The sequence below is a fragment of the Photobacterium rosenbergii genome (assembly GCF_033022775.1).
Taxonomy (GTDB): Bacteria; Pseudomonadota; Gammaproteobacteria; order Enterobacterales; family Vibrionaceae; genus Photobacterium; species Photobacterium rosenbergii_A.
In genome coordinates this window covers 136,728-158,083 of record NZ_JAWJZI010000006.1, presented here as the reverse complement: position 1 = coordinate 158,083, position 21,356 = coordinate 136,728, and the positions used below count along the sequence as shown (strand labels likewise).

General features: G+C 49.6%; 18 protein-coding genes. 8 read left to right on the top strand and 10 right to left on the bottom strand.

Going from position 1 to position 21,356, the window contains the following annotated elements:
• Window positions 1–40: 40 nt before the first annotated feature.
• Window positions 41–679: a YchE family NAAT transporter gene (locus R2X38_RS16380; RefSeq protein WP_317523401.1), complete on the bottom strand. Its 639-nt coding sequence runs from the start codon at window positions 677–679 to the stop codon at window positions 41–43.
• A gap of 710 nt (window positions 680–1,389) precedes the next feature.
• Here R2X38_RS16380 and adhE point away from each other — a divergent pair.
• Window positions 1,390–4,089 (top strand): bifunctional acetaldehyde-CoA/alcohol dehydrogenase, encoded by a 2,700-nt coding sequence (gene adhE / locus R2X38_RS16375; RefSeq protein WP_317523400.1) that lies wholly within the window; start codon window positions 1,390–1,392, stop codon window positions 4,087–4,089.
• Window positions 4,090–4,197: 108 nt separating this feature from the next.
• Here adhE and R2X38_RS16370 read toward each other — a convergent pair whose 3' ends face one another.
• The 8 genes from R2X38_RS16370 to cmoA all read right to left on the bottom strand — a co-directional run bounded on the left by R2X38_RS16370 (window position 4,198) and on the right by cmoA (window position 12,166).
• Entirely contained in the window at window positions 4,198–4,884 is a 687-nt protein-coding gene (locus R2X38_RS16370; RefSeq protein ID WP_317523399.1) for an SDR family oxidoreductase, read from the bottom strand.
• Window positions 4,885–5,174: 290 nt separating this feature from the next.
• On the bottom strand, window positions 5,175–5,681 hold the full coding sequence (locus R2X38_RS16365) for a VC2046/SO_2500 family protein (protein WP_317523398.1): 507 nt from the start codon (window positions 5,679–5,681) through the stop codon (window positions 5,175–5,177).
• A gap of 97 nt (window positions 5,682–5,778) precedes the next feature.
• Window positions 5,779–6,978, bottom strand: a complete 1,200-nt coding sequence (locus tag R2X38_RS16360; protein ID WP_317523397.1) for a PatB family C-S lyase — start codon at window positions 6,976–6,978, stop codon at window positions 5,779–5,781.
• Window positions 6,979–7,086: 108 nt separating this feature from the next.
• Window positions 7,087–8,055: an alpha-L-glutamate ligase-like protein gene (locus tag R2X38_RS16355; RefSeq protein WP_317523472.1), complete on the bottom strand. Its 969-nt coding sequence runs from the start codon at window positions 8,053–8,055 to the stop codon at window positions 7,087–7,089.
• Between the two features lie 9 nt (window positions 8,056–8,064).
• Window positions 8,065–9,570, bottom strand: a complete 1,506-nt coding sequence (locus R2X38_RS16350; protein WP_317523396.1) for an inactive transglutaminase family protein — start codon at window positions 9,568–9,570, stop codon at window positions 8,065–8,067.
• A gap of 20 nt (window positions 9,571–9,590) precedes the next feature.
• Window positions 9,591–10,358, bottom strand: coding sequence for an ATP-dependent zinc protease (locus R2X38_RS16345; RefSeq protein WP_317523395.1), 768 nt, complete (start codon window positions 10,356–10,358; stop codon window positions 9,591–9,593).
• A gap of 90 nt (window positions 10,359–10,448) precedes the next feature.
• Window positions 10,449–11,423: a tRNA 5-methoxyuridine(34)/uridine 5-oxyacetic acid(34) synthase CmoB gene (cmoB, locus tag R2X38_RS16340; RefSeq protein WP_317523471.1), complete on the bottom strand. Its 975-nt coding sequence runs from the start codon at window positions 11,421–11,423 to the stop codon at window positions 10,449–10,451.
• A gap of 14 nt (window positions 11,424–11,437) precedes the next feature.
• Window positions 11,438–12,166 carry a carboxy-S-adenosyl-L-methionine synthase CmoA gene (gene cmoA, locus R2X38_RS16335; protein ID WP_317523394.1) on the bottom strand — a complete coding sequence of 243 codons (729 nt, stop codon included), beginning with the start codon at window positions 12,164–12,166 and terminating at the stop codon, window positions 11,438–11,440.
• Window positions 12,167–12,555: 389 nt separating this feature from the next.
• Between cmoA and R2X38_RS16330 the strand changes: the two genes are divergently transcribed.
• The 3 genes from R2X38_RS16330 to R2X38_RS16320 all read left to right on the top strand — a co-directional run bounded on the left by R2X38_RS16330 (window position 12,556) and on the right by R2X38_RS16320 (window position 14,845).
• Window positions 12,556–12,975, top strand: a complete 420-nt coding sequence (locus R2X38_RS16330; RefSeq protein WP_317523393.1) for a GFA family protein — start codon at window positions 12,556–12,558, stop codon at window positions 12,973–12,975.
• 157 nt (window positions 12,976–13,132) lie between these two features.
• On the top strand, window positions 13,133–13,846 hold the full coding sequence (locus R2X38_RS16325; RefSeq protein WP_317523392.1) for an AraC family transcriptional regulator: 714 nt from the start codon (window positions 13,133–13,135) through the stop codon (window positions 13,844–13,846).
• Between the two features lie 102 nt (window positions 13,847–13,948).
• Window positions 13,949–14,845, top strand: a complete 897-nt coding sequence (locus tag R2X38_RS16320) for a DMT family transporter (RefSeq protein ID WP_317523391.1) — start codon at window positions 13,949–13,951, stop codon at window positions 14,843–14,845.
• A gap of 288 nt (window positions 14,846–15,133) precedes the next feature.
• Here the strand turns inward: R2X38_RS16320 and R2X38_RS16315 are convergent, their stop codons facing one another.
• On the bottom strand, window positions 15,134–16,018 hold the full coding sequence (locus R2X38_RS16315) for a DUF72 domain-containing protein (RefSeq protein WP_317523390.1): 885 nt from the start codon (window positions 16,016–16,018) through the stop codon (window positions 15,134–15,136).
• Between the two features lie 416 nt (window positions 16,019–16,434).
• Between R2X38_RS16315 and aspS the strand changes: the two genes are divergently transcribed.
• The 4 genes from aspS to R2X38_RS16295 all read left to right on the top strand — a co-directional run bounded on the left by aspS (window position 16,435) and on the right by R2X38_RS16295 (window position 21,339).
• Complete coding sequence (gene aspS, locus R2X38_RS16310; protein ID WP_317523389.1) at window positions 16,435–18,219, top strand: aspartate--tRNA ligase; 1,785 nt, start codon at window positions 16,435–16,437, stop codon at window positions 18,217–18,219.
• Between the two features lie 162 nt (window positions 18,220–18,381).
• Complete coding sequence (locus R2X38_RS16305) at window positions 18,382–19,125, top strand: YebC/PmpR family DNA-binding transcriptional regulator (protein WP_317523388.1); 744 nt, start codon at window positions 18,382–18,384, stop codon at window positions 19,123–19,125.
• Window positions 19,126–19,137: 12 nt separating this feature from the next.
• On the top strand, window positions 19,138–19,659 hold the full coding sequence (gene ruvC / locus R2X38_RS16300) for a crossover junction endodeoxyribonuclease RuvC (protein ID WP_044622848.1): 522 nt from the start codon (window positions 19,138–19,140) through the stop codon (window positions 19,657–19,659).
• Window positions 19,660–19,875: 216 nt separating this feature from the next.
• Entirely contained in the window at window positions 19,876–21,339 is a 1,464-nt protein-coding gene (locus tag R2X38_RS16295) for a methyl-accepting chemotaxis protein (protein WP_317523387.1), read from the top strand.
• The last annotated feature ends 17 nt before the right edge of the window (window positions 21,340–21,356 follow it).

Genomic DNA, 21,356 nt, shown 5'->3' with positions numbered 1-21,356 from the left:
TCAAGTGCGATGGCCTGTAGGCCATCGCAGGTCATAATTATCAGGCTAGGCCAGGGAATAGGGCACGCAAGCCGTTGGCAATGAACTCGATCCCCAGTGCGGCAAGGATCAAACCCATGATACGGGTGATGACGTTGATGCCAGTCTGGCCGAGGAAGCGAACAATAATCGGTGCGGCTCGGAACAGCAGCCAACAACACGATGCGAAAGCAACGATGGTCAGTGCAATGCCGACCGTGCTGCTCATTCCCGGGTAACGCGAGCCGTAAACAATAGTCGAACTGATGGCACCAGGCCCCGCCATTAATGGCATGGCCAGAGGAACAACACCGATCTGCTCGCGGCTGATCGATTCGGATTTTTCCTGCTTGTTCTGTTTGTCTTCACCCAACTTACCGCTCATCATCGAAAAGGCGATAGTCAGCAGCAGAAGGCCACCGGCGACACGGAATGAGTCGAGGGAAATACTGAACATATCCAGCAAGAGCTGGCCTGCAAGAAGCGACACAGTCAGGATCACAGCAACGGCCACATTGGCGGTCAATGCCGTTTTGTTACGTTCCTCTGGGCTCATATGGCCTGTCAACGAGACAAAGATAGGCATAATCCCGATCGGGTTGACGGCTGCAATCAGGCCGACAAAAAATTGCAGAAAGATGGCTAATTCAAGTGGTTGCATATTGGGTTTAGTGCTAATTATGGGAGTTTAAAGCCCAACAGGCGTTCAGTGTAGCCAAAGGTCGGGAAAATTGTGTGACGGGAAACCGCGGCTGAGTCAGCAAGGCGTGTTCTTCCAATGATCTAACCTTCGATTAAAACAGTACAAACCTGTTGATCGGCGATACTTTAAGCCAAACGTTTGTATTTCACCAATTAAAAATAGTTATATCACAGCCTATTTAAAGTAATTTATGAATATCTTGTTGCGGTGCTGTAAAACGGCTTGATATGGGTTACTCTTTGATGAGTGAATAGCGTGCTACATTAATGAAACAAAACTGAATGATGACGCTCATTAAAGTGTGATTTGGCTCTCGTTATGATGCATATATGACAAATTGTGTAGCTTTATTACGTAATGTTATGGCTTGATGTCAGGGTGATTTAGCTTCACTTCACTGTACTTCAAGCGATGTGGTCACAAATTAATCGCTTAGGTTATTGTTTTTGGGTGATATGCGTCAAAAAATAACAAAGTGTAACTCTAAATGGTTACAAGTGATCTAAATCAATTTTTTTCGAGGTGTGAAAGAATATAATCAGTTTTGAAAGCAATTTACTAAGTATGTGTGTTACCGGTTTTTTCGAGCAGGATAGCTCCCGGATAACCTCCAAGGATGTGAACGCATCCTTACTAAAAAGTTTTCAATCTTAAGTTAGGAGTTAACTATGCCTGTTACTAATATGGCTGAACTAGATGCAATGGTTGCACGCGTTAAAGCGGCTCAGAAAGAGTTTGCGACTTACTCTCAGGAGCAAGTGGACAAAATCTTCCGTGCTGCATCTCTAGCGGCTAACCAAGCACGTATTCCTCTAGCGCAACAAGCGGTAGAAGAGTCAGGTATGGGTATTGTCGAAGATAAGGTTATCAAAAACCACTTCGCTTCAGAATTTATCTACAACAAATACAAAGATGAGCAGACCTGTGGCATCCTTGAAGAGGATGACAACCTAGGTACTATGACTATCGCAGAGCCAGTCGGCATCATCTGTGGTATCGTACCAACCACAAACCCAACCTCTACTGCTATCTTCAAATCTCTAATCTCTCTAAAAACCCGTAACGGTATCATCTTCTCGCCACACCCACGTGCGAAGAACTCTACCAACGATGCGGCGAAACTGGTTCTAGAAGCGGCTATCGCTGCTGGTGCTCCAAAAGACATCATCGGTTGGATCGACCAGCCATCTGTAGAGCTTTCTAACGCATTGATGAAGCATGACGACATTGCACTTATCCTTGCTACCGGTGGTCCAGGCATGGTTAAAGCAGCTTACTCTTCTGGTAAGCCAGCAATCGGTGTAGGTGCGGGTAACGTTCCAGTTGTTATCGACGAAACTGCAGACGTTAAGCGTGCTGTTGCTTCTATCCTGATGTCTAAGACTTTCGATAACGGTGTAGTATGTGCTTCTGAGCAGGCTGCAATCGTTGTTGACGAAGTATACGACGAAGTGAAAGAGCGTTTCGCTTCTCACAAAGCTTACGTTCTATCTAAGGCAGAAGCTGAGAAAGTACGTAAAGTACTGCTTATCGACGGCAACCTAAACGCGAAAATCGTAGGCCAGCCAGCGCCAGCTATCGCTGAAATGGCAGGCGTTAAAGTTCCAGCTGACACCAAAGTACTTGTAGGTGAAGGTCTGGGTAAAGTGTCTTATGACGATGCATTCGCTCACGAGAAACTATCTCCAACTCTTGGTCTATTCCGCGCTGATAACTTCGAAGATGCAGTTGCTCAAGCGGTAACTATGGTTGAGATCGGTGGTATCGGCCACACATCTGGTCTTTACACTAACCAAGACGTGAATGCAGACCGCATCCGCTACTTCGGCGACAAGCTGAAGACTGCACGTATTCTTGTAAACATCCCTACTACCCACGGTGGTATCGGTGACCTGTACAACTTCAATGTTGCACCGTCTCTAACACTGGGTTGTGGTTCATGGGGTGGTAACTCTATCTCTGAGAACGTAGGTCCTAAGCACCTTATCAACAAGAAAACTGTAGCTAAGCGAGCTGAAAACATGTTGTGGCACAAACTACCTAAGTCAATCTACTTCCGTCGTGGTAGCCTGCCAATCGCGCTTGGCGACCTAGAAGGCAAGAAACGTGCATTCCTAGTAACTGACCGTTTCCTATTCAACAACGGTTACGCTGATGAGGTAGTTAAGCTACTAAAAGCTCAGGGTATTGAAGTTCAAGTATTCTTCGATGTAGAAGCCGATCCTACTCTATCTGTTGTAGAGAAAGGTGCAGCTGCAATGCAGAGCTTCCAGCCAGACGTGATCCTAGCTCTAGGTGGTGGTTCACCAATGGATGCTGCGAAAATCATGTGGGTTATGTACGAGCACCCAGAAACGCACTTCGAAGAACTAGCAATGCGCTTCATGGATATCCGTAAGCGTATCTACAAGTTCCCGAAAATGGGTCAGAAAGCTGAACTAGTATGTATCACTACTACTTCTGGTACAGGTTCTGAAGTAACTCCGTTTGCGGTTGTTACCGATGACAAGACTGGTGCTAAATACCCTCTAGCGGATTACGAGCTAACACCACAAATGGCTATCGTTGATGCCAACCTTGTGATGAACATGCCTAAGTCGCTAACAGCGTTCGGTGGTTACGATGCAGTAACTCACGCCCTAGAAGCTTACGTATCTGTTCTTGCGAACGAATACTCTGATGGCCAGGCTCTACAGGCTCTTAAGATGCTGAAAGAGTACCTACCATCAAGCTACGCGAACGGTGCTAACGACCCAATCGCACGTGAGAAAGTACACAACGCAGCAACTATCGCCGGTATCGCGTTTGCCAACGCCTTCCTAGGTGTTTGTCACTCAATGGCGCACAAGGTTGGTGCTGAGTTCCACGTACCTCACGGTCTAGCGAACGCACTGCTAATCTCTAACGTTGTTCGTTACAACGCGAACGATAACCCAACTAAGCAGACTGCATTCTCTCAGTACGACCGTCCACAGGCACGCCGTCGTTACGCAGAAGTTGCTGACCACCTAGGCCTATCTCAGGAAGGTGACCGCACTGCACAGAAGATCGAGCGTCTACTAGCATGGTTGGATGAGCTAAAAGTTAACCTAGAAATCCCAATGTCTATCCAGGCTGCGGGTGTCGCTGAGTCTGACTTCCTAGCGAAGCTTGATGAGCTAGCGGTTGAAGCGTTCGATGACCAGTGTACTGGTGCGAACCCACGCTACCCTCTAATTGCTGAGCTGAAAGAAGTTCTACTAGCTTCTTACTACGGTAAGGCGTTTGTTGAAGGTGAAACTTTCGAAGGCACAACGGTTATCAAGAAAAAAGAAGACCAGGAAGCAGTGAAAGCACCAAAAGCTAAAAAAGAGAAAGCAGAAGCTTAATCATTGTTTAGCTAGCGCACTTTAGACTACCTATTTAGCCCGCCACTTTGGCGGGCTTTTTTCGTTTAGAACTTATGTGAAAGAAAAATTGATGGGAAGAAGAGGCGATCAGCTGACTTCGGCTTCAATCATCCTGCCGTTGAAATAATCGTTGGCAACAATGTACTCGGCGCTGCGGGCAATTTCGTATTGCAGGGGGGAGCTGAGTTTATGATGGTGGCTATTGCATGGGCGCTCGATAGTGAGCGGCACCACGCCGCCAACGCGGATATTGAACTCTGCCAATTCCTTGGCCCAGCTTTGGGTTAAGCCCGAAACAATGGCTTTAGAGCCAGAATGGACTGAGGTGTGCAAACAGTCTTCATTGGCAGCCAGGTTGATGATAACCCCGTGGCAGTTATGATCCCGCATGTAATGAGCGGTTTGTTTGCCGAAGGTAAAGAAAGGGGTTGCCTTTTCATTCATCGAGCGGCTGAACTGATCGACCGAAGTGGGGCTCAACAACGAAGGCAGGGCAGAATCAACCCAACAGTTTACCAACACTTCGATCCTGCCAAAATGTTGATGGATATTGTCGATCAGTGTCCCTATTGTTTGTTCGCTTTGGTCTGGAATGAGATAGGACTGACATGTCGCCCCTACTGCCTGGCAGGCCTGAAGGGTCTGGCCCAGACCATGTTGGCGTTCATCGACCAACGCCAGTTTTGCCCCCAGGGAGGCAAAATGGAGCGAAAGGGACTTCCCCAAGGGGCTGCCTGCCGCGGTGATGAGAATGACTGAATGTGCGATATTCATAGCTCTTCCTTTATCAGGTGGCCGACACATTGTTACTGTCAAAAAGCCAACTTACAAATCATGCACTTAGGTTACAAAATTCCAAGAGTACATGTCTGTGAATACTCCCCCAAACTCGCGACCTAGCATTAAAATGTTAGTGAACTGTGATCACTGTGCAGCATCAAGGTGACAAAGCTATGAAGGCGGTCACGAAATAATTTCGACATTGCTACCTTTGTCAATATATTCGCCAGTAATTTGGCTCTCTTTGACTGAAAAATTAGGCAAAATCACCAAGCTAGGCGAGATCAGATACCGTACATTTCGGCGAAGCGCTTGGCCTGGACCAGTGACAGGTAGAGATCCTGGGGGGATGCCTTGATGGTGGCATCCTCGGAAGGTGGCAGCAGGCGGCGTTCATGGCCTGACAGGTTATGGTATACCTCTTCCGGCATGCCTTTGGTGCCTTGTGGCGGGTAGGTGAGTGGGGTTGGCTTGAGGCTATCGAGTAGGCGCGCATCAGCCAATCCGCTTTCATGGAAAGCCTGGGCTTGTTGGGCGGCATTTTGGTAGCTGCTCTCAGTCGTTGTTAACGGCTGGGGCTCGGGCAATTCGAAATAAGCGCGTAGCTCACTTTCTGTTTTTCCAGTTGAAGGCAGAGCATCAACCGGCGTGGTTTCCAACTGCTCGGGAGAGAGCAGGGCCAGCATCAGGGCAAAATCAGCACGACGCCCGCCTTCAACCGCATGGCTGAGCTGGCTGCCTAGCTGAACTTCATTGATCAGCTGCGCTTTGTCGAGTGAGTGAATTTGCATTAATTGCTGTACCGAGAAAACAAATCAGTGTGATGGGATTTGTATCGGTACAGCCCGTAATATCTTTAATAAAAAAAGAGCGATGGTGATCAATTGGCTACTGTTTAGCCATCTCTTCCTGTTGCAATGTAGTAACGGCCTTTTCCATTCTACCGAGTGCGTCCAATAATGTTTGATGGCGGCAGGCAAAATTAAGCCGAACAAAGCCGGGATTGCCGAAATCAGCACCGGGCGATAGCCCCACCCCAGCTTGTTCAAAGAATTTGAACGGCGAAGGTACAGGCAGTGCCGTAGCGTCAATCCAGGCCAGATATGTGCCTTCAATAGGATGGAGAGTCAGGTAGGGCATGCTATTGATGGCCTGTTCGACAGTGGCTTTGTTTTGCTTCAGATAAGCAAGTTGTCGGTCGAGCCAAGGCTGGCCGTGTTCATAGGCGGCTTGGGCGGCAGTGTATGCCAGAACGTTAACGTCCGGTACGATGCCCGCTTTGGCCCGGACAAACTCGCGCCGTAATGTCGGGTTGGGAATAATCGCCATAGAAGCGCCGAGGCCGGCAATGTTGAAGGTTTTGCTTGGTGCGATCAGGGTGATCGAGCGCTGTGCCGCATCCTCATTGAGGCTGGCGAAGGGAATATGCTGGCAGTCAGGCTCAAGGAGCAAATCACAGTGAATTTCATCCGAGCAAACAATTAAATCCTGTTGTTTGGCAAAGTTAGCAACCGCATCCAGTTCGTCTCTGCGGTATACCGTGCCACCAGGATTGAGCGGATTGCAAAACAGAAGTAACCGTGTGTCAGGTAATAAAGCCTTTTCATCCAGTGACATCAGCCAGCGTTGATCATCGAGCAATACCGGTAATTTGCTCAAAGGACGTTTGGCCAGCTTGGCCGATGATCTGAACGGTGGGTAGATAGGGCTCGGACAGGCAACCCCTTGTTCTTCGCCACAAACTGAGCGGACCGCGAGGTTAATACCGCAAACCAATCCCGGTAAATACACAATCCACTCCGGCTCGATGTGCCATTGATAGAGCCGCTGCATACGCTCGACAATGAGTTCGGTCAGTGCTATTGGGGCACTACCATAACCGAAAATGCCGTGATCGACGTGGCTATGCAGAGCATCGGTGATCGCCTGTGGCACCTTGAAGTCGCTGTCGGCGACCCACATCGGCAGCACATCTCGGCCTTGGTATTTCTGCCATTTGATACTGTTGCTGCGGGAGCGGTCAATATGCTGATCAAATAAGGGATCGGGCTGAGGGTGAGCTGAACTATCTGATTTAGCGGGCTGCATGAAGAATCCTTTGCGCAAGTGAATTAGCCTATTATTGCCACATAGCAGCTGAATTAAAAAGCCCCAGCTAGGGGCTGGGGCTTGATTTTGATTGGGAATGTGCAAGCGCTAGAACTTTGATTTTACACCAAATTGGTCTGCCGCGTAGGCGACTCGCTCTTCTGGCGTCGGTGGCTTGGAAGGCACGCCAAGGTTTTCGATATGCTGCAGGCGAGGCAACAGGCCGGCGCCGTTGGCGGTCTGGATAGCCAAGCCTGGTCGGGCATTGAGTTCAAGTACCATAGGTCCATAGACCTTATCCAGAACCATATCAGTACCCATGTAACCCAAGCCGGTCATCTCCCACGCACTGGAGGCTAGGGTTAGTAGCTTGTGCCAATTGGGTACTGCCAATTCACTCAGCAGTCGGTCGGTATCTGGGTGGCGTTCAACCGGTTGGTCGAACTGTACCGCTCGGATTGCTTTGCCGGTGGCAATATCGATACCTACACCGACCGCACCTTGGTGCAGGTTGGCCTTACCATCAGAAGCGGCGGTCGAGCAACGCATCATCGCCATCACGGGGTAGCCCTTGAAGACAATAACCCGTACGTCAGGCACACCTTCGTAGCTGAAACCATCAAAAACATCATCAAACTGGATCAGGTTTTCGATCATCGCCACGTCGTTCTTACCTCCGAGCGAGAACAGGCCCGCCAAGGTGTTGGTGATGTGGCGTTCGACATCCTGCTTGTTCATTTCGGCACCGGACGGTTTTACATAGATCCCATCCTTGTGCTTGACCACAACCAGAATGCCTTTACCACCCGAGCCCTGGGCGGGCTTGATAACAAAACCCGGCCAGTCTTTCACCATGTCATGAACGCGCTTAACGTAGACCTGGCTGTCGATAACGCCAATCAATTCCGGAACCGTAGCCCCGGCTTGTTTGGCAATCAGCTTGGTTTTGAGCTTGTCATCAACCAGCGGATACAGGCTTCGGTCGTTATAGCGACCGATGTAGCTGTGGTTGCGCTGGTTCATTCCCATGATCCCGCGCTCGCGCAGCTTGAACGGGGACGTAAACTGTGAAAACAGTGACATAGTTTAGTCCTCCGCTAGTGGCTTGAAGCGGCGTAGCTCACTCAAACGGTAGCCCGTATAGTTACCCAGCATCAGGATCAACGCCAGGATGATCAGCTGGATACCGATAAAGTTGAATGTCAGGTGACGGATCAATGGGTTAGTCATCGCAAGGTAGACGAATACCGCGGTAAGCAGCGAGCCGCCACCCTGGATCAAGACTTCTTTTGCCCCTTCCTCTTCCCATAGGATAGACATACGTTCGATGGTCCACGATAGGATGATCATCGGGAAGAAGGTAATCGACAGGCCTTCCACCAAACCAATCTTGAAGGCAACAACGGTGAAGACCGAGATAATCATGATAACCGTGATGATCACCGCGGATATCCTCGCGACCAATAGTAGGTTGAGCTTAGAGAGATAACTACGGATCACCAAACCGGTACCGACAATCAACAGGAAGCCGAGGATACCGGTAACCAGTTGGGTCTGAACAAATGCGACGGCGATCAGAACCGGCATGAAGGTACCCGAGGTCTTCAGGCCGACGATGATACGCAGGAATACGACGATCAGGGCACCGATAGGGACCAGCATGATGGTCTTGAACATCGCCTGTTCTTCAACCGGCAGGCTGTGAATCGAGAAGTTCAGCAGGTCTTCGGCCTGAACTTTCTCGCGGGTTGCCTGCTGCGGGGTAATATCCTGGGCAATGATCGAGAAACTGATATTGGAGTTACGGCCACCGATCACATCTAGCAGAGAGTGACCTTGCTGGTTCCATAGCAGGATGTTGTCAGGCTTGCCTTCCTCGCCGGTCTGCAGATCAAACAGCTCCCAAACTTCGCCACCCCATACTTCGACCATTGGGGTAATGCTCTGGCGACGGCGGCCATCTTCCAGTTGCAGGCCACCGACGATGCGGGCATGGATTTTCTCCAGTGATAGCAGGTTGATAATCGCTTGCTCGCGACTCAGGCTGTTGAGTAACAAAGCCGCATTCTGGTTATTGCGGTCGTTAAATTGCTTGATCAGCTCACGGGCCAGGGTAACGTTGTCAGAAGACAGGCTGCGGGCTTGGTCAAGTAGAGCTGTAGCGGCTGTTTGCTGTGGATTATCGAGGCTGACCGCAACCGTATCACCTTTCGGCGGTACCATATTGAAGCTTGCCTGATCATCGACCAGCATCTGGGTCTTATAGTAAAGGATCTGTTTCCCGGTCGCTTCGCGGATAGACCACTCGGCACGGCGGCCTTTGTTGGTATCGATCAGCGCGACGCCATAACCTGGTGATGAGGTACTCTCATCGATTTGCGTGAATCCTTGCTGGGTTTCCGGCGCGGCCATCGAGACTTTAACCGGATCGCCAATCGCATCGAATTCAATTCGAGCTTCGAGTTCCCACAGCGCGCGTTCTTCACCCGGCGTCCATGGCACCCCGTAGACATCGTGGCGGTACATGCTCAGTGCCGCCCCTGCGATGACTAGCAGGGTAATAAGAAAATAAAACGGGATTCTTGATGTCATGACGTCCTCATCATTTGTTATTAGTTTTGTTGTACTTGTTGTTCATTCATTCCCTGAACAAACTTTTTACCTACGTCAACAAGCGCTATGTCTTTGAAAAACTCTCGCCCTAATAATACTGGATAGGTCATTTGAGTGCGATCTGCCAAAGTAAATTGTGCTTTTTCATGAAGCTGGCCGAGTTTTACCCATGCTTCGATGACCGGGCGGCGATTTACGCCGTTAGCACTGGCTTGGCGGATTTTGACCCAACGAACCACTGGAGCCTCGACAATATCTGCCTCGCTCGGGTTTTCATCCGACGTGTGGTTCATGTTAAAACGTGCCCACTCCTTGCCATCACGCTCGAAAATCTGGATGTTAGTGGCACTGACCGATGACGTTGTTGCGCCAGTATCAATTCGGGCTTTGTAAAAGCTCTGGGTCGCGTCCAGCCATACCCACTCTTCTTCTCCCAAAATCACCTTGCCGTGGGCAACGCGGGGATCGTTATCGATGATAAGTGGGATAGGAGTCGCTTCTTCTTCCTCTTCGGAATAAGTCAGCAGGGAAGAATCCGTATAGCGCTGGCTCATATCATCCGACAGGGTAGAAATTTGCTTCTCTAACTTGTCAATATTAGCGTTTTGGTCATCAATTTGTTTGATCATGGTTGCAAGCTGGAAATTTACACGATCTTCCATGACGTTAATCGCTTGCATAGTTTGCTCATGGTCTTGTTGTGGCTGGGTAAGGCTACAGCCTGAAAGGATGGCAAAGGTCAGTAATGGTACAAAGCGGCGAAGCATTATGTCTCCCGGAGGTACTTCTAATTTTTTCTTAGGCGGCAATATTTTAACTTACAAAAAGGGATGCGAACAGCACCCCCTTGTCAGTAGTTAGTCAGGATTTCGTGCAATTAGCACGGCACGCTTAGGTGCTGGGTATCCTTCGACCGTTTTCGATGGGTCGTTAGGATCCAAATATTCCGGTAGGGAATTATTGGTCATCCAGCCTGTTGAGCGCTGCTCGTCAGTGGTGGTGACACATTCATCGACAATCTTCACATCAACAAGGCCACATTTTTCCATCCATACCTTCAGCGCTTTGGCAGACGGGAAGAAGTAGACATTGTGCATCTGGGCGTAGCGGTGGGTCGGCACCAGTACATCGTTCTCGTCACCGTCAATCACCAAGGTTTCGAGGATCAGCTCGCCGTCTTTGCGCAGCTGGTTCTTGAGCTGGATGATGTGATCAAGCGGTGAGCGGCGGTGGTAAAGCACACCCATTGAGAAAACGGTATCGAAAGCCTTCAGCTCTGGCAGCTGTTCGATACCCAGCGGCAGCAGGTAGGCGCGGTCGTCCATGCCCATCAGGCGTTTGATTGCCTCGAACTGGATCAGAAACAGGTTCGACGGGTCGATACCGACGGTTAGCTTGGCTTCTTCGCCCAGCATCCGCCACATGTGGTAACCGTTGCCACAGCCGACATCCAGCACCGTACGGCCTTTTAGCGGTGAGATGTGCGGCAGGACGCGGTCCCATTTCCAGTCTGAGCGCCACTCGGTATCAATATGGATGCCGTGCATTTCGTAAGGGCCCTTGCGCCACGGGTGAAGTAGGCGCAGCAGGCTTTCCAGGCGCTTTTGCTCACCGTCGGCAATACCGTCTTCATTGCGTACACTGACCGCATTTTTCAGGTCAATGATGTCTGGCTTGTCGGTTGGGAATTTCTTCAGGGCACGCATCCAGCGGGCCATGTCGCCGTGGGCTTTCTCTTCCCAGTCACTCAGTTGCTGAGGCAGGGTATTTAGCCAAGGGCGCAGTGTTTCATGCTGGGCGAGAAGCTGATAAAACTCAGCAAAGGTAAAGATAGACATTAGAAACCTTATTTAATGGCAAACATCGAGCCGAAGTTGAAGCATTGGAACCAGACTTCCGAGCTGGTGAAGCCAATCTTTTCAAAGCGCTGCTTGTGGGTGTCGATGCTGTCTGGCAGCATGACATTTTCAATGGCGCTGCGCTTCTGGCTGATTTCTAGTTCGCTGTAACCATTGGCGCGCTTGAAGTCGTGGTGCAGGTCGATAAGCAGCTCATGGGCGCGCTCATCGTCGAAGATGTATTTCTCCGACAGGATCAAAATACCGCCCGGACGCAGGCCGGCATAGATTTTCTCAAGCAGGGTTTGGCGATCATCGGGTGCCAAGAACTGCAGGGTAAAGTTGAGTACCACCACCGAGGCATCGTTTATTTCGATATCGCGGATATCGGCTTCCACGACCTGGACCGGTGTGTCCGAACGGTAGGCATTGATGTGCAGGCGGCAGCGTTCCACCATAGCGCTGGAGTTATCGACAGCGATGATCTCACAGCCTTCCTGCTGGATGTGGCGACGCATTGACAAGGTTGCCGCTCCCAGCGAGCAGCCCAAATCGTACACTTTTGAGTGCGGCTTGGCGAAGCGTTCGGCAAGCATACCGATGGCTGAAATGATGTTGCTGTAGCCCGGTACCGAGCGCTGGATCATATCCGGGAACACTTCGGCTACGCGTTCGTCAAACGTAAAATCACCGATTTTGTCTATCGGCGCCGCAAAAATATTGTCGTGACCGGCCATCTTCACGAACCTCATCTATACAAAAAAACAGGGATCCCAAACGATAAGTATGAACTTTTCTGCGCCTTGGGCGCCATTCTTCATACTGGGTGATCCGTCACCGCTGAAAGGTCGCGTATTGTAGTGAAAAACGGGCCATTTGTCTTTACTGATTTTGTAACGGTAAGAGGCTGTAGTGACGAGATGGCGGCATATACCCGTGGGAGTGGAGGGAGGAAGGTCAGTTTTACTCATAACATTCCCGCTCCCTCGTGTTTGATCAAGTTTCTTTAATGATTCAATATAATTTTGGTTGAGTATTAATGCGTGTTGACTTGCCGCCACTGATTTGGTGGCGGTGCACATTTCTTTATGAAGCTACATGTGTAATCGAAAGTAAGGAGGCTTTCATGACCAATAAACATCGAGGTTCATGTCTTTGTGGTGAAGTGAAGTATGAGCTATCAGGTGATTTCCAGTCTTTCTTTTTGTGTCACTGTACTCGTTGTCAAAAGGATACTGGTTCCGCTCATGCTGCTAATCTATTTGCTAAAGCGAACACGTTAACTTGGTTGCAAGGTGAAAATGACGTTAGAACCTACCAGCATCTAAATTCAATGCATGCAAAAAGCTTTTGTCAAAAATGTGGGTCTGCCCTTCCCACGATTGCTGAAAGTATTGACAGTGTAGTAGTTCCCGCAGGTAGCCTAGATACCCCAATTTCAATGAAGCCAACCGCTAAAATCTTTGTTAGTCGTTGTGCAAACTGGACTAAAAATTTAGATAATGTTCCTAACTATGAAGAATTACCGGAGCAAGTTAAGAGCTAAACACATTAGAACATTTTAAGCCTTATCACACTCAGCACTTGATAACTCAGAGGTGCCCCATTGTGAGCTACGTGAACCATCTGCTTGACCTAATTTTTGTAATGAGTGAAAGTTGCTGGAAATACCTGTTATTGTCTTTTGCTAACTTGTTGTTGATATGAAAACTAGTTTAAGTATTCGTACTTACACAAAGCGCTTTAGTCGCCATGTTCACGATAGCTATCATCAGCTGGTACTGCCTATTCAAGGTAATATTCATATTGATATGGATGGTTTCTTGGGTAAGGTGAGTGTCGGTGAATGCGTGGTGATCCCAAAAGGTGTAGCACATGGGTTTAATGCTGATGAAGCAGCACGATTCATTGTAGCTGATCTTGATGAACTGCCTTCTCATTTGATCAGTGAGGAACTAGCTGTTTTTTCGACCTCTCCCCCTCTGTTGAGCTTTATTCACTTTGTTGAAAAGCAACTTGAATATCAGGTGGATAGTGCAATTGAAGCATCTATGGTAAGTATCTTCACCTTATTGCTGGGACAACAAGAGTTATCTCGAACTAACGATCCACGGATTCGAGCAGTGCAGGTGATGATCAGTGAACAGTTAGCCGAGCCTCTAACCATTCAGTCGCTTGCTAAGATTGCGTATCTTAGCCCAACTCAGTTCAAGAAGCTCTTCAAAGAAAACATAGGGATGAGTGTACTCAAATACATCACTGAGCAACGTATGGAGAAGGCTAAGGCACTGCTAACCCATACCGACTTACCTGTGCAGTGGGTAGCTGAGCGAGTAGGATACAGCGACCTTTCAGCTTTTAGCCGACGCTTTTCCGCCCACTATGGAATGTCTCCAAGGGAGTTTGCACGCTCTTGAGTTCGTCTACTTAAGCAACTATTGCGTCCTTTTAGCAAAAACATGATGTGATTGATCGCCTAAAATCTCTGCCTTGTTATGAGTTTTTCGGTAGATATATTTATGTTGTACAGTCGCTATACTTCCTATCAGCTTGGCATTTTCTCGATACTGTTTGCCTCAGTCTTATGGGGTACTACAGGTACAGTCGCTAGTTTAGCTCCAGATATTAGCTCTCTAGCAATAGGCGCTTTTTCAATGGGTGTTGGTGGGCTTTTTCAAGCCGCACTATCTCGCAAACAATTGCTAAATGATTTCAAAAAGATTCTGATTCACAAGAGAAAATTAGCGATTAGCGCAATCGCTTTGGCTGCCTATCCATTAGCATTTTATTCTTCGATGAGGCTGGCTGGTGTCGCAATTGGTACCGTAATTTCTATTGCCACAGCACCGTTTTTTGCGGCCATACTTGAGTGTCTATTTAGCAAAGATCAAAGAATCACGAAAAAATGGTTGCTAAGCTTCTCTGTCGGAATTGCAGGCATCATGTTGTTGGTTTTCTCTGAGTCACCTGCAACCCATACAGTTAATGACTTGAGACTGATTGGCATCTTGTTGGGTTTTATTGCGGGTTTGTGTTATGCCGTCTATTCGTGGATTGCTAAGACAATGATTGAACAGGGTGTCCAATCCCAATCGGCTTTAGGCAGTATTTTTGGTTTTGGTTCGTTAATTTTGCTCCCAACACTTTTGGTTACTGGAGATAATCTTTTTGCATCAACAACCAATATTCTGGTAGTTGGCTATATGGCGTTGATTCCAATGGGGTTGGGTTATATTGCTTATGGATTTGGCCTAAGGTTTGTAACAGCCAGTAGTGCAAGTTTGATTACACTTTTTGAACCTGTTGTAGCAGCAGCTTTGGCAGTGGTGGTGGTTGGCGAGTCGATGCCAATGCTTGGATGGAGTGGCATCGCTTTAATCCTAATTTGTTTGTTGATTCAAGTAAAAGGTAGATAGCCACCTACGAACCAACAGGTATAGATACTATCGTGTCTAGTTGTCTCCTATGTTAAGCACTAGACTGACTGCTAACAAAGCTGTTCGATTATGATATATAAAGTCACACTAGGAAATGGCCCCCTCCAAGCGATTTTCCAATACCTATAGTTATTCGTATATTACTAAATTAGCAACCTTGGTAACTCATTTCTGTCCAATTTCGATTTACGTTTAATGATTGCGTATTGCTTGCCCAATTCCTACCTCTTACAAAACACCAGAACACCATAGCACTAACCAGCCCGGCTATATCAAGTTTATCTGCGGATCTGGCTCGGCCTTCGGCAGCTCGACATCTGGCAGGTTGGCATCGGCGGCTTTTTTCTGCAGCAAGCGATACAGCCTTGTTGCCAGCTCCGGGGCGTGATTGTTGTCCGGGGTGTGGATGAACAGGTAAGGCTGTTTGCCGTCGCGCAGCCACTGGGGCAAGCGGACCAGCCAGTTGGCAAAGAAGGCGTCGTTGCTGGCATCAATGGGATGGCCGATAAAACGGATCATCGGGCTGGTGGCCGTTGCGATAGCATGGACCGGGACCTTTGGTTTTTTTTGGTGGGCGTCGATCACAGCCTCTGTTGTCGGCGGTGCGGCAAACACCGGGCGGCTATCCATAATAATGCGGTTGGCGCCGTGTTCGATGAGCAGGCGGTTTAGCTGTTTTTCTTCTTCACCCTTGGCAAAGAATGCCGGATGGCGCACCTCAACCCCAATGGGATAGTTGGCAGGCAGCCTTTGGAGAAACTTCTTTAGAGCAGGCAGTGCGGCCGGACCGAACTGGGCTGGTAGCTGGACTTTCCATAACCCGATTTTACCTTCGAGCGGGGCCATGGTGGTAAAGAAGTCGGCCAGCAGCTGATCGCAATGCACTAACTGGTTTTGGTGGGTAATGGCTTGCGGCAGCTTGAAGGTGAACCGGAAGTCATCACCCGTGGCGTCATGCCATTTTTTAACTGTCGGGATCCCCGGTGTGGCATAGAAGGTGGTGTTGCCCTCGACGGTATGAAAAATCTCGGCATACCTTGCCAGTCTGTCGCCTGCTTTGCAGCCGCTGCCATATAAGCTTTGCTGCCAGTGGTTATGGGACCACATGGCAAGGCCGAGGCGAACAGGGAGGTTAGCTTGATTTGCGGGCATAGCGAGGCTTCCTAGCTGTGTTTACTGGCCATTGTGTATAGGGTTTGAGTGCCAGGTCAATCTTTTAAGCCATTGATTTCGGATTTTTCCTTGATCTCATTAGGCACTTTTCCCTAAAGTGGTATTTCGCTTTATTTCCCCTGCATTTTCTACATATAAAGTGCTACGTCTGCGACAAGCTGCCAGCTCAAGTGTTTTCGGGTGAGGCGGATTGCCAATTAATTCTCGTGGATCATGTATGTTGAAGGCGCTTGGGTATATAATGCCTCGTTATTTTTGTCTCTCGGCCTGACTGAGCGCGATAGTTGCGCGATGTTTAACCAAAATGGCCGGGAAGGATTCAGTTTGTGTATGGCTGTCTGCCTCGGGCAGTGCCATACGCACAGGAAAGTTAGTAAACAGATCGGGAATTTCATATGCGCACCCAATATTGTGGTCACCTGAACAAGTCCATAGCAGGGCAAACAGTAGAGTTATGCGGCTGGGTTAACCGTCGCCGTGATTTAGGCGGTCTTATCTTCATTGATATGCGAGATCGTGAAGGTATTGTTCAGGTTGTTGTTGATCCGGATATGAAAGATGTATTCGAGATCGCTAACCAACTGCGCAACGAATTCTGTATTCGCCTAACTGGTGAAGTACGTGTACGCCCAGAAAGCCAGGTAAACAAAGACATGGCAACTGGTGAAGTTGAAATCCTGGCAACTGGCCTGGAAATCATCAACCGTTCAGACGTGCTACCGCTAGACTTCAACCAGAAGAACACTGAAGAGCAGCGCCTTAAGTACCGTTACCTAGACCTACGTCGCCCAGAAATGAGCGATCGCATCAAGCTACGTGCAAAAGCATCAAGCTTTGTTCGTCGTTTCCTAGACAGCAACGACTTCCTGGATATCGAAACGCCAGTACTGACCAAAGCGACACCAGAAGGTGCACGTGACTACTTGGTACCAAGCCGTGTTCACAAAGGTAGTTTCTACGCTCTGCCTCAGTCACCTCAGCTATTTAAGCAGCTGCTGATGATGTCTGGCTTCGATCGTTACTACCAGATCGTTAAGTGCTTCCGTGACGAAGACCTACGTGCTGACCGTCAGCCAGAATTCACCCAGATCGATATCGAAACCTCATTCATGTCTGCCGAGCAGGTACGTGGCGTGACTGAGCGCATGATCACTGAAATGTGGCAAGAGCTACTAAACGTAGACCTAGGCACGTTCCCAATCATGCCATTCGAAGAAGCAATGCGCCGTTTCGGCTCTGACAAGCCAGATCTGCGTAACCCGCTTGAGCTAGTAGACGTTGCCGACATCCTGAAAGATGTTGACTTCAAAGTGTTCTCTGGCCCAGCAAACGACGAGAAAGGCCGTGTGGCAGTTATCCGCGTACCGGGTGGCGCTAAGCTAACACGTAAGCAAATCGACGAGTACACCAAGTTCGTTGGCATCTACGGTGCGAAAGGCTTGGCATGGATGAAGGTGAACGACCGCGAAGCAGGCTTCGAAGGTGTTCAGTCTCCAGTGGCTAAGTTCCTGAACGAAGAAGTGGTTGCACAGCTACTTGACCGTACTCAGGCTGAGTCTGGCGACATCATCCTGTTCGGCGCAGACAAGAAGCGTATTGTTGAAGAAGCAATGGGTGCACTTCGTCTGAAGCTAGGTACTGATCTTGAGCTGACGGATACGAATGCTTGGGCACCGCTATGGGTGGTTGACTTCCCAATGTTCGAGGAAGACGACGAAGGCAACCTGCACGCGATGCACCACCCATTCACTTCTCCTCTAGGCGTGAGCCCAGAAGAGCTGAAGGCGAACCCAGCAGCGACGAACTCTAACGCCTACGACATGGTTATCAACGGCTACGAAGTTGGTGGTGGTTCTGTACGTATTCACAACGCTGAAATGCAGTCTGCAGTATTCGACCTTCTTGGTATTGATGCAGAAGAGCAGCAGCTGAAGTTTGGCTTCCTACTGGATGCACTGAAGTTCGGTACACCACCGCACGCGGGCCTGGCATTCGGCCTGGACCGCTTGGTGATGCTACTTTGCGGTACGGAAAACATCCGTGACGTGATTGCCTTCCCGAAAACAACGGCAGCAGCATGTCTTCTGACTGACGCACCGAGCCTGGCTAACCCAGCCGCGCTTGAAGAGCTGGCGATTGCCGTCAACTTGGCGAAAGAAGAAAGCGCTGAGCAAGAGTAAGCAACAACCTTGATTAAGACTGGCCGAAAGGCCAGTCTTTGTTTTAGGGCTAGATTTTCCCAACCTTTACTTGCAAGCCGGCTCCGGCACTTATCAAAATATTTTTAGGTTGGTTATTTGTGGAACACTCGCCACTTGGCGAGCAATAAATTGGAGAGTGATATGGCAGGTCATAGTAAATGGGCCAACATTCGACACCGTAAGGCGGCACAGGACGCCAAGCGCGGTAAAATTTTCACCAAGCTGATCCGTGAGATCGTCGTGGCGGCAAAAGAAGGCGGTGGTGAGATTGAAAACAACCCACGCCTGCGTGCGGCAATCGATAAAGCACTGTCAAACAACATGACCCGTGATACGGTCAACCGTGCTGTCAGCCGTGGTGCTGGCGGTGAGGGCGACGACAACATGGAAACCGTGATCTACGAAGGTTACGGGCCGGGTGGTACAGCAGTAATGGTTGAGTGTATGACTGACAACCGTAACCGCACTGTATCGGGTGTTCGCCATGCGTTCTCGAAAGCCGGTGGTAACTTGGGCACCGATGGCAGTGTTAACTACCTGTTCGACAAGAAAGGGGTTATCTCATACGCGGCGGGTCTTGATGAAGATGCCGTGATGGAAGCGGCCTTGGAAGGCGGCGCGGATGATGTCGAAACCAACGATGACGGTTCTATCGATGTCTACACTGCACCTGCCGATTTCGGCCCGGTAAAAGATGCTTTGGATGCAGCTGGCTTTGAAGCCCAGAACGCCGAAGTTACTTTGGTGCCGTCTACTAAAGCAGAGTTGGATGCCGACACGGCACCGAAACTACTGCGCCTGATTGATGCATTGGAAGATCAGGATGATGTCCAGGAAGTGTACCATAACGGTGATATTTCTGATGAGGTTGCGGCTCAGCTGTAACGCCTCACGAGTATGTCTATTATTTTGGGGATCGACCCTGGCTCAAGGATCACCGGCTACGGTGTGATCCGCCAAGTTGGCCGGCACTTGGAATATCTCGGCAGTGGTTGTATCCGCACTTCTGTCGAGGATATCCCCGGCCGCCTCAAGCAAATCTATGCCGGGGTGAGCGAGGTCATCACCCAGTTCCAACCCGATGTATTTGCTATCGAAGAAGTCTTCATGGGCAAGAATGCCAGCTCGGCACTGAAATTGGGTCAGGCCCGAGGCAGTGCCATTGTTGCGGCGGTGAATGCCGACTTGCCGGTTAACGAATATGCTGCCCGTTTGATTAAGCAGGCAGTGGTAGGTACCGGCGGGGCAGACAAGGCTCAGGTACAGCACATGGTTTGTTCAGTGCTTAAGCTACCGGGTAAACCACAAGCCGATGCCGCCGATGCCTTGGCGGTGGCAATCTGCCATGCCCATACCCACAAAACCTTGGTGGCGATGGCGGGGCAAGCCCGCGGTGCTCGTCGTGGACGTTATAGATAATTGCCATTATTACAAAGTGTTATATCGTCACGAAGATATATGCATAATGAGTGATTGATCAAAAAAGCAGTCTTTGGCTGCTTTTTTATTTTGTTGCGATATTGTTTCTTGGCATATATTGGTCAGAGGTCATATGACCTTGTGATGGTGCTCGCTGTCGAGCAAGCTCGAACATACCTGACAATAATAATCTAGATAGAACAAGGAACGGATTCCATGACGCCATTGGCTATTTGGCGCGCGCTGTTTTTGCCGACAAACGCAAGTTGGCAGGGCGAGGGCGCACGCTACGTCGATACATTCTTATTTTTTACCCTCACTTCTTTCTTTGTCGGCATATATAGCCTGTTCAAGTGGTATAGCCACGATCACAGTGCGCTGGTGATGACTTCTGTGTTGCTGGTGGTACTGGAGTGTCTGGCCGGCATCATCTTTCGATTGAGCAAGCAAGCGGAAGCGGCGTTGAACGTCGGTTTTCTCGGCATGGTGATCCATGCGGTTAACATCATTTACCAAACCGGCGGTATCGTAGAATCTACTCAAGCCTTCTGGTTACCGCTATTGATTGTGGCGTTTTATTTATCGGCCAGGCTCTTCATGGCTACCGCTTGGTCACTGCTAGTGGTGGTGGTATCTGCATGGATGGTCAACAGTCACTTGGTGGGTCAGAGTTTCCCTAACGTTGAACTTAGCCCCTCTGCATTGGCTGTAGAAACCTGGTCAGGCTTTTTACTACCTCTGGTGGTGATTGTGATGGCGCAGGCTTGGGCCTCGCGCCAGCGGCAACAGGCCATTTCTCAGGCTGAGTCTGCTTACCAGTCCAGTGAGGCAATGGCTGAGCAGGCCAAGCAAGGGGCGAATCAGCTCTCTCAGGTGCTAGATCAGGCCAGTGGCAACGCGGCATCATTAAGTGATGTATCATCTGTGATAGAGCAGCAGTCGACCGAATTGCATCAGCAAGTAGGCACTCTTAACCTAAATTGTGAATCTCAGGCCAGTGCTGCCGAGCAAATGAGTGAGCAGGTCAAGCACCTCACCCAAGGCATGGAAGCGTCCGATCAGTTTGTGACCGAGCTGAAACAGCGTAGCGATACTATCTACCGTCAGGCTGAAACCAGTTCTGAATCCCTGCGAGCATCTAAAGAAGCGATTGCCCGCATTCTTAGCAGTAATGATGAGATTATGTCGGTAGCAGATGTCATTACTTCGGTTGCCGAGCAGACCAACTTATTGGCACTCAATGCCGCGATAGAAGCGGCGCGAGCCGGTGAGCAGGGCAGGGGCTTTGCCGTTGTTGCCGACCAGGTTCGTGAGCTGTCTGCCAAGAGTACCAGCTCCGCGGTGGATATTCGCGCCTTGCTGGAGCGCAGCCGAAGAGAGGTATCACAAGGCCAGGCGGTGATCGAAAACAGTACTACAGAACTGAGCGGGATCATCGAGCAGGTGAGCAGTGTTTCAGGTGATGTAAGCCAATTGGCGGAGAATATTAGCCAGCAGGTTGAAGCTCTTAGAGAGCTGACTTGTGCCAGTCAGGCGGTGGCAAGCAGTGTGGTGGAAACCAATCAGGTGTCTGACGCGGTGGCCTCGCAGGGAGCGCTGCTGGCCGAGCAGGTTGAACGGCTGAATGCATTGGCCGAAAGCCTCAACCAGGTTGTCGGCATGCGCCAGCAGATGGCATAGTACCGGGCTCCAAGGCA